At 48.0% G+C, this 6,946-nt stretch carries 7 protein-coding genes; 1 reads left to right on the forward strand and 6 read right to left on the reverse strand.

Annotation, left to right across the window (positions count from 1 at the left end; genetic code table 11):
* Positions 1-47: 47 nt before the first annotated feature.
* Genes WMO65_RS11210 through WMO65_RS11225 form a run of 4 tightly spaced genes read right to left on the reverse strand, consistent with a single transcriptional unit; the run spans position 48 to position 4,542 of the window.
* Positions 48-1,445, reverse strand: a complete 1,398-nt coding sequence (locus tag WMO65_RS11210) for an MFS transporter (RefSeq protein WP_033142929.1) — start codon at positions 1,443-1,445, stop codon at positions 48-50.
* Positions 1,446-1,470: 25 nt separating this feature from the next.
* Positions 1,471-2,385, reverse strand: coding sequence for a sugar phosphate isomerase/epimerase family protein (locus tag WMO65_RS11215; protein ID WP_148391957.1), 915 nt, complete (start codon positions 2,383-2,385; stop codon positions 1,471-1,473).
* Positions 2,386-2,401: 16 nt separating this feature from the next.
* Positions 2,402-3,340, reverse strand: a complete 939-nt coding sequence (locus tag WMO65_RS11220) for a sugar phosphate isomerase/epimerase family protein (protein WP_033142931.1) — start codon at positions 3,338-3,340, stop codon at positions 2,402-2,404.
* Between the two features lie 23 nt (positions 3,341-3,363).
* Positions 3,364-4,542: a Gfo/Idh/MocA family protein gene (locus WMO65_RS11225; RefSeq protein WP_148391958.1), complete on the reverse strand. Its 1,179-nt coding sequence runs from the start codon at positions 4,540-4,542 to the stop codon at positions 3,364-3,366.
* Between the two features lie 423 nt (positions 4,543-4,965).
* Here WMO65_RS11225 and WMO65_RS11230 point away from each other — a divergent pair, with 423 nt between their 5' ends.
* A complete protein-coding gene (locus WMO65_RS11230; protein WP_033142933.1) occupies positions 4,966-5,802 on the forward strand; it encodes an AraC family transcriptional regulator in 837 nt (278 codons plus the stop codon).
* A gap of 86 nt (positions 5,803-5,888) precedes the next feature.
* On the opposite strand, the gene WMO65_RS11235 is transcribed toward WMO65_RS11230, so the two are convergent.
* Together WMO65_RS11235 and WMO65_RS11240 are read right to left on the reverse strand one after the other, a co-directional pair.
* On the reverse strand, positions 5,889-6,116 hold the full coding sequence (locus WMO65_RS11235) for an HPr family phosphocarrier protein (protein WP_033142934.1): 228 nt from the start codon (positions 6,114-6,116) through the stop codon (positions 5,889-5,891).
* A gap of 282 nt (positions 6,117-6,398) precedes the next feature.
* Positions 6,399-6,863, reverse strand: coding sequence for a helix-turn-helix domain-containing protein (locus WMO65_RS11240; protein WP_033142935.1), 465 nt, complete (start codon positions 6,861-6,863; stop codon positions 6,399-6,401).
* Between the last annotated feature and the right edge of the window lie 83 nt (positions 6,864-6,946).

Raw genomic sequence — 6,946 nt, forward strand, 5'->3', positions numbered from 1 at the left:
TTTCCAGTTATTCCATTATCTATGGTTCCCATATGTTTACAGTATTATTATAACTCACCCCGGGACTCTCGTTCAATAAGTTCCTGCATGATGGCAGGATATTTTTTATCCAGCTTATAGAGTGTCAGTGTGATCAGTACCGTAACCCACACCACCAGAGGGCCGAATTTATAAATGTTGATGATCATATCCACCGCGGACTGAGGCTGTACAGCAGCGCCTGCAGAGGAGCTGATATATCCGGCCGCTGATAAAAGTCCGGTGATGATCGCTGAGGACAGGCCGGCTCCCACCTTCATGCCCACAGAACTCCCCGCAAAGATCAGGCTTTCCTGCCGCAGATGCGTCTTCCACTGTCCGAACTCCACCACATCCCCCAGGAATCCGAATACCACAGCATTGAGCGGTGCAAGCCCCAGTGCCCGGATGACACAGCTCATAACCATCCAGGGAAAGCTTGTCGGATTAATGAAGAAGATCAGCTGTCCGATCAGGGCCAGCCAGATACCGGCCAGGGACATATTTCTTTTCCCGAATTTCTTAAGCAGGACAGGACAGCAGAAGGTCACTGCCACGATCAAAAGTGTCTCTGTCAGGTAAAGAGTGCTGTACATCCAGGTGTCATTTTCAAAAACATACTTGCAGTAATAGGGCAGTATGGTCCCGGTGATGCAGTAAATGGCGTTCTGCATGGTCCACAAAACCACAACCGCCCAAAAATACTGGTTGCATACCAGCGCCTTAAATGCCTGTTTTGCCGGCACCTTTGCCTGTCTTTTCTTAGCCTCGATCTCAACCGTCTCTTCACAGTTCTTAAAGCATATGAGCAGAAGCACCAGGGCAATGGCTGCCCATAAGGCCATGGTCTTGGCCCACGCTGCCTGGTCATCCCCGAATAATTTTACTACCGGCATGGTGCAGGTCACTGCCAAAATACGGCCGAAGGGCGACAGGCCCATCCTGACAATGCTCAGCATGTCTCTCTCCGATGAGATTCTTGTCATCATGGCAGAGAGGCTGCTGTACGGAAGGTTGATGGCTGTATAGCATACCGTGGTACAGAAATTATAAGTGACGAACATATATAAAAACTGCAGCAGTGCTTTTGTGTGGGGTACCGTGAACAGAAGTACCGCGGAGACTGCGTAGGGAACGCACATCCACAAAAGCCAGGGCCTGGATTTTCCCCATCTGGAATTTGTCTTCTCCACAATAATGCCCATTACCGCATCTGATACGCCGTCAAACATACGTGACAGAAGCATGACCAGACCTACCGTGGCAGCGCTGATTCCGACATAATCCGTATAAAACAGTGTGAGCAGCGTACTGATCATACCGAAAACCACATTGCAGGCCGTATCGCCGCATCCGTAGGCTACACGTGTTCCCCAGCCCAGTTTCCCGCCTGACTGCTGTATTCCTGTAGTGTTTTCATTTTTCATACCGCTTCTCCATTCCTTTCTCTTCTCAGAGAAGTTCTCTCTCGATTCTCTCCCTTGCCTCAGGCGCCTGGCGGTCCATTTTTTCCGGGAATCCGAACATGGATACACAGGCAATGTTGTCACCGCCTGCCTTCGGCGCACTCTGACCAAACTGCTTATTGGCAAAATCCATCTCCCGCAGGGTTTCAAAGATGCCATTAAAGTCCACATCTCCCTCACCCATAGCCAGGTGCTGGTGAATGGTCACATCCGCTTTCCCACGTCCGTTCAGCCACGGGGGATTGGCAATATAGCGGCAGTCCAGGGTCTGGTTAAAGGTATCCGCAAAGAGTACATGGGTCAGCTCATCTCCTGCGTAGTGCAGCATGGAACGCACATCTCCCTTTCCCTCATCATAGAAGAAACCATGAGGGGAAGAATACACATATCCCAAATGTCTGGAGCGGAAGGATTTCACCATATCACAGGTCTCATTGTTCAGCTCACAGAAATCATAGGGATGGGACTGGATTTCCACCCGGATGTCTTCCTTTTCTATTATGGGAAGCAGCTCCTCCATGGATTTGAACCACATGCCATTGCAGATTTCCTGCCGGTTCGGATCCCCGGACAACTCTGTATTGATGACTTTCACACCCATATCCCCGGCAATTTGAATCATACGTTTCCAGTTGTGCACTGCAAACTGACGCTCCTCCTCTGTGGGGCCTGACCAGCGGTATACCACAATGAAGGAAGATATCTCCACACCTGTCTCTCTCAGGGCTCTGCGGTATTCAGCCTCACATTCTTTTGAAAAGAGAGGATGTTTATAGAAGGGATTGATGCGGGGGTGGGGGGACTGTTCGATATACTGATATCCCCAGTCCGCCACCTGATGCACCATCCGGTTGATGTCCATCTGCTTTGCCAGGACATCAACGTCAAATGCAATTTTCATGGTTGTTCCTCCTACTTTACCGGCTGATTGTCTGGCGAAGGGCATCTATGGAGGTGTTTACTCCAGCTTCCACAGACATGGTCAGGTCTTCCATTTCCAGAGATACATCTCCATGATAACCCATCATGCTGAGTACGGAGAAGAATTCTTTCCACCACTGCAGGTCTTTTCCGCAGCCCACTGCAACGTAATTCCAGACACGGTCCGCAGACTCTGTCACGGGTTTCGGTTCCAGAATGCCGTTTGTATCTGCCAGTCCGCGCTCAATGCGGGCATCTTTGCCGTGTACATGGAAGATACAGCCTTTCAGCGCACGCGCCGCGGCAATGGGATCAGCACCCAGGACCATCATATGGGAGGGGTCCAGGTTAATACCGATGATGGGATCTGTTGCCTCTCTCAGCTTCAGCATGGTCTCTGCTGACCACACCATGGTTCCCGGGAACTCTTCTATGGCAATCTGCTCAATATTGTGACTCTTAGCATACTCCGCAAATTCCTTCCAGAAGGCAATGGTGACTTTCCACTGGTATTCATAGGCCGGCGCCATGAAATCCGGCCATGAAACGGTGGATGTAATCCAGTTCGGTGTGGTGTCTGTCTCGCTGCCTGCCGGCAGTCCGGCCATGGCTACGATCTTCCTGACCCCCAGCTTTTCTGCCAGATCCACGCAGGCATACATGGACCTTTTGTACTCCTCTCCTGTCTCGGAAGGCCAGAGGGGATTGCAGGAGGTGTTCAGGGCAGCAATGCGCATGCCCCTCTTCTCCAGTTCACCTTTGAACGCTTCAAGCTTCGCAGGGTCCGCCAGCAGTTTGGCTGTGTCGCAGTGCTTACGGGCGCCCCAGCCTCCCGCTGTCATTTCCACTGCGTCAATTCCGAGAGCCTTTACTTTATCAAGCATCTCTGTATAAGATAAATCCGCAAAAACATCTGTACATATGGCTAACTGCATTCTTATTTCCTCCTCTTTTCCGATTATTTAAAATCTACCCAAACGCCGCCTTTATCAGCGGATTCCACACATTTTGTCACCCAGCGGATGCCTTCGATACCGGCGTCGATTCCCGGGTACACAAGATTTTTCAAAGTTTCTTCATCGCCTCTGTTTTTCGCGTCAATGGCAATGGCGAATTTCAGATAAATATTTGCCCAGCTCTCCGGAAGTCCCTCTGCATGCAGGGCACCCAGGCGTTCGTCCGCATTGCATTCGTCGTACAGGTACGGCATGGAGCGAATCATTTTGCGGATCGGCTCGCCCTGCACCTGGTAGAGCAGTTCATTTGGCTGGTTGTCGGAGAATTCAACGGAGGCTTTGGAGCCTACGATGCGGATCCTGTGTCCGTCCATGCAGCCGGCATTGACAGCAGAAGCCCACATACGTCCCACGGCACCGTTATCATAGCGCATCAGAACATAAGCGTTGTCCTCAAGGGGTTCCCGTGATTTTACAAAGCTCTGGCGGTCACAGAGAACCTGTTTCAGCTTTAATTCCGGACAGATCAGCTCTGACATGTAGAAGGTATGTGTTGACAGGTCGCCAAGTACAAAGGATGGGCCTGATTTTTCCGGGTCAACACGCCATTTCTGACCTTCTGAAACTTTGTCGCCAATCTCATCGCAGGCAAAGCCGTGTGTATACTGAAGTTCTACCATGTGGATATCTCCCAGATCTCCGTTCTGTACCATCTGGCGCATCTGAAGGAGAAGCTGGCTTCCTGAAAATCCGTATGTAACGCCCACAATCTTGTTCATCTTCTCAGCCAGGGCTTTAATCTCTTCTCCCTGCTCCACTTTGAAGAACAGCGGTTTTTCACAGATCACATGAAGTCCTGCTTCCAGAGCTGCTTTGGTGATTTCATAATGTGTAAAGTTTGGTGTTGCAATAGAAACTACCTCCACGCCGTCAGGACGTTTTGCTTCCTCCTCAAACATGGTCTTGTAATCCGGATATAAACGGTCCTCAGCCACGCCCAGATTCATTCCGAAATCTTTGCAGCGCTCAAAGTCAAGGTCAAAGGCTCCTGCCACCAGCTCGTATGCCGTATTGTCTCTCAGTGCTCCCAGTCTGTGTTTGTAACCTACATTGCCTGTTCTTCCTCCGCCGATCATTCCCCAGCGCAGCGGTCTCTCGATTCTTTTTTCTCCGTTTAACATTATAATATCCTCCTGATAAATTCACATTAATTTGCTTTTTTATTAATTGTTTATTCTTTTTGTTGTTTTCCAACTGCACGCAGTTGACCCACCATGAAAACGGCCATTTTCTCTGTATATTGGTGATGTCTGCAGCAGGTCAGGCAAGGTCTGCGCAATTTCTGCGCTGCCCGTCAAAAGACGTATGGACTGCGGAAATCAGCCTGCCATAAGGCGATTTTTATGGCTGAATACCGTTGTCGTCCAGGTATCTGAGCTGCTGCGGTGTTTTGTGTTTCGTATTGGTTTGTTTGTTTCGATAGTTGTATTATACGCATATACAGCGTGCTTTTAAATATGGATTTTTGCCAAAAAGTTCATGGATATTGCTTTTATCACGCAAAAAGATTATAATGGGGTAAAAATACAGGAAAGGGGATAGATATGAAAAGTGTAGATACGGGTGTACTGGCCCGCTCCGTCTGCTTCTCTTTTACTCCTTCCGATACAGCCAGGCAGTTGTACTTTTACCCTACCTGGTGCGGGCATTATTTCTGTACAGGAAGGTATTTTATGAGAAGGGAGTACTTTCCGCCGCTGCTTGTGGCTTATATAAGAGAAGGGACTCTGCATGTGGAATATGAAGGGGAAACATTTGACGCGAAGAAAGGAGATGTGGTGCTTCTGGACTGTGCCAGGCCCCATTATTATCAGGCAATGGAAGGGCTTGAATTTGTGTACATCCATTTTGACGGTTCCAACTCCCACGAGATCTGCGGACATATCCTTAAATTATTCGGACCGCTGATACGGAACCAGAATAATGCCCTGGTGGGGAACCTGATTTATAATATGGTAAAGTTTTACGAGCAGGACGGAGTTGAAAATATGTTTGACAGCTCCATGAGGATTTATAAGCTGCTGCAGCTTCTCAGTGAAAGGGAACTGCATAACCAGAAAGAGGACACTTCTATAGAAAAGACGATTCGTTATATCAGAAGTCATGTAGGGGATAAGATCACGCTGGAGGAACTGGCAGACATTGCGAATCTCAGCACTTATTATTTTTCACACCGCTTTAAGGAGGAGACAGGCCTGTCCCCTATAGACTATGTGATCAATACACGTCTTGACCAGGCTAAAATCCTTCTGGCCCGTACCTCCATGACCGTGGAGGAGATTGCTTATGAAGTGGGGTACCAGAGCAGCAACAGCCTGATCAATCTCTTTAACCAGAAGCTGGGATTCTCGCCCAGAGAATACCGGAAACTGGCAAAATAAAAAAGTCCCGCCTGTACAGATACAGCAGCATATCAACATGCAGCGGTATCCGCAGGCGGGGTTTGTTCCATTTTATCCAACTCTGTTCAACTGGTCATATATTTCTGTAAAACATTCTCAAAATGCGGGTCCTGTTCTTCATAAACCACACGGAGTTCCTCTTCCCAGTTCAGGCTCAGCATACCCAGAATGGATTTAGCGTCAATCACAATCCTGCCGCTGACAACGTCGATGTCAAAATTACATCGGCATGCCGCGCTCACAAACTCCTTAATTTCATTGATTTCATTGAAGCGAACGGTTCTCTCACACATGCCGGTTCCTCCTTTATCCTCTGTCTTATTCTCCTCCCCTGCAGGGTCTTACGAGGCTCTGCCTGGTATTTCAATTGCCGCCTGTGACTCCGGGAGTGCACTGCCCTGGTTGTCTCAGTTCGTCTTTCGCGGTAATTATAAGAATATAACAAAATGGGGAAAATAGCAATGTGTATTTTTTTTAGATTTTGTTGTCTATGTCATGACTCTTCACTGCGTGCACAGCAGTATGTTTCGCATTGCACAGTTCCGGGACATTCTTCTTATTCCAGTCCCTTCTTCTCATCCGGCGTTCCTTTGAACAAGGTTTCTTATTATCACAAAAATGCCGACCAGAATCTCGCCCAGCGAGATACCGAATAATAATCCCGAGATAAAATCCTGTACATTCGTACCTCCCATAAATTTTGAGAGAACTAACAGCAGTATTCCCATGAAAACAAGGCCGATACCTATAAAATAAATCCGTTCTTTCTCAAGTACAGAAATTCTTTCTAAAATGGAGAAGGTCTGATCCTCCATTACAGCTTTATTGACCGCATCATCCCCATTCAGCAACTCGCCTACAGACGTGTCAAGTGTCTGGCATAGTTGTTTTATGACAGAGTAATCAGGCATGCACTTTCCGTTTTCCCATTTTGATACGGTCTTATTTGAGACCCCAAGCTTTTCTGCCAACTGTATTTGGGTCATATTATGTTCTTTTCTTTTTTTGGCAATGTATTCTCCTATTTTCTGCTGGTTCATATTCCACCTCCTCGTATTATAAAGTAGTAGTGTTTATAGTCCCTCTCCAAGGACTGTATGCTATACTATTGGAGATACTGTGG

Origin of the sequence: Blautia caccae (genome assembly GCF_040095955.1) — a bacterium.
Lineage (GTDB): Bacteria > Bacillota > Clostridia > Lachnospirales > Lachnospiraceae > Blautia > Blautia celeris.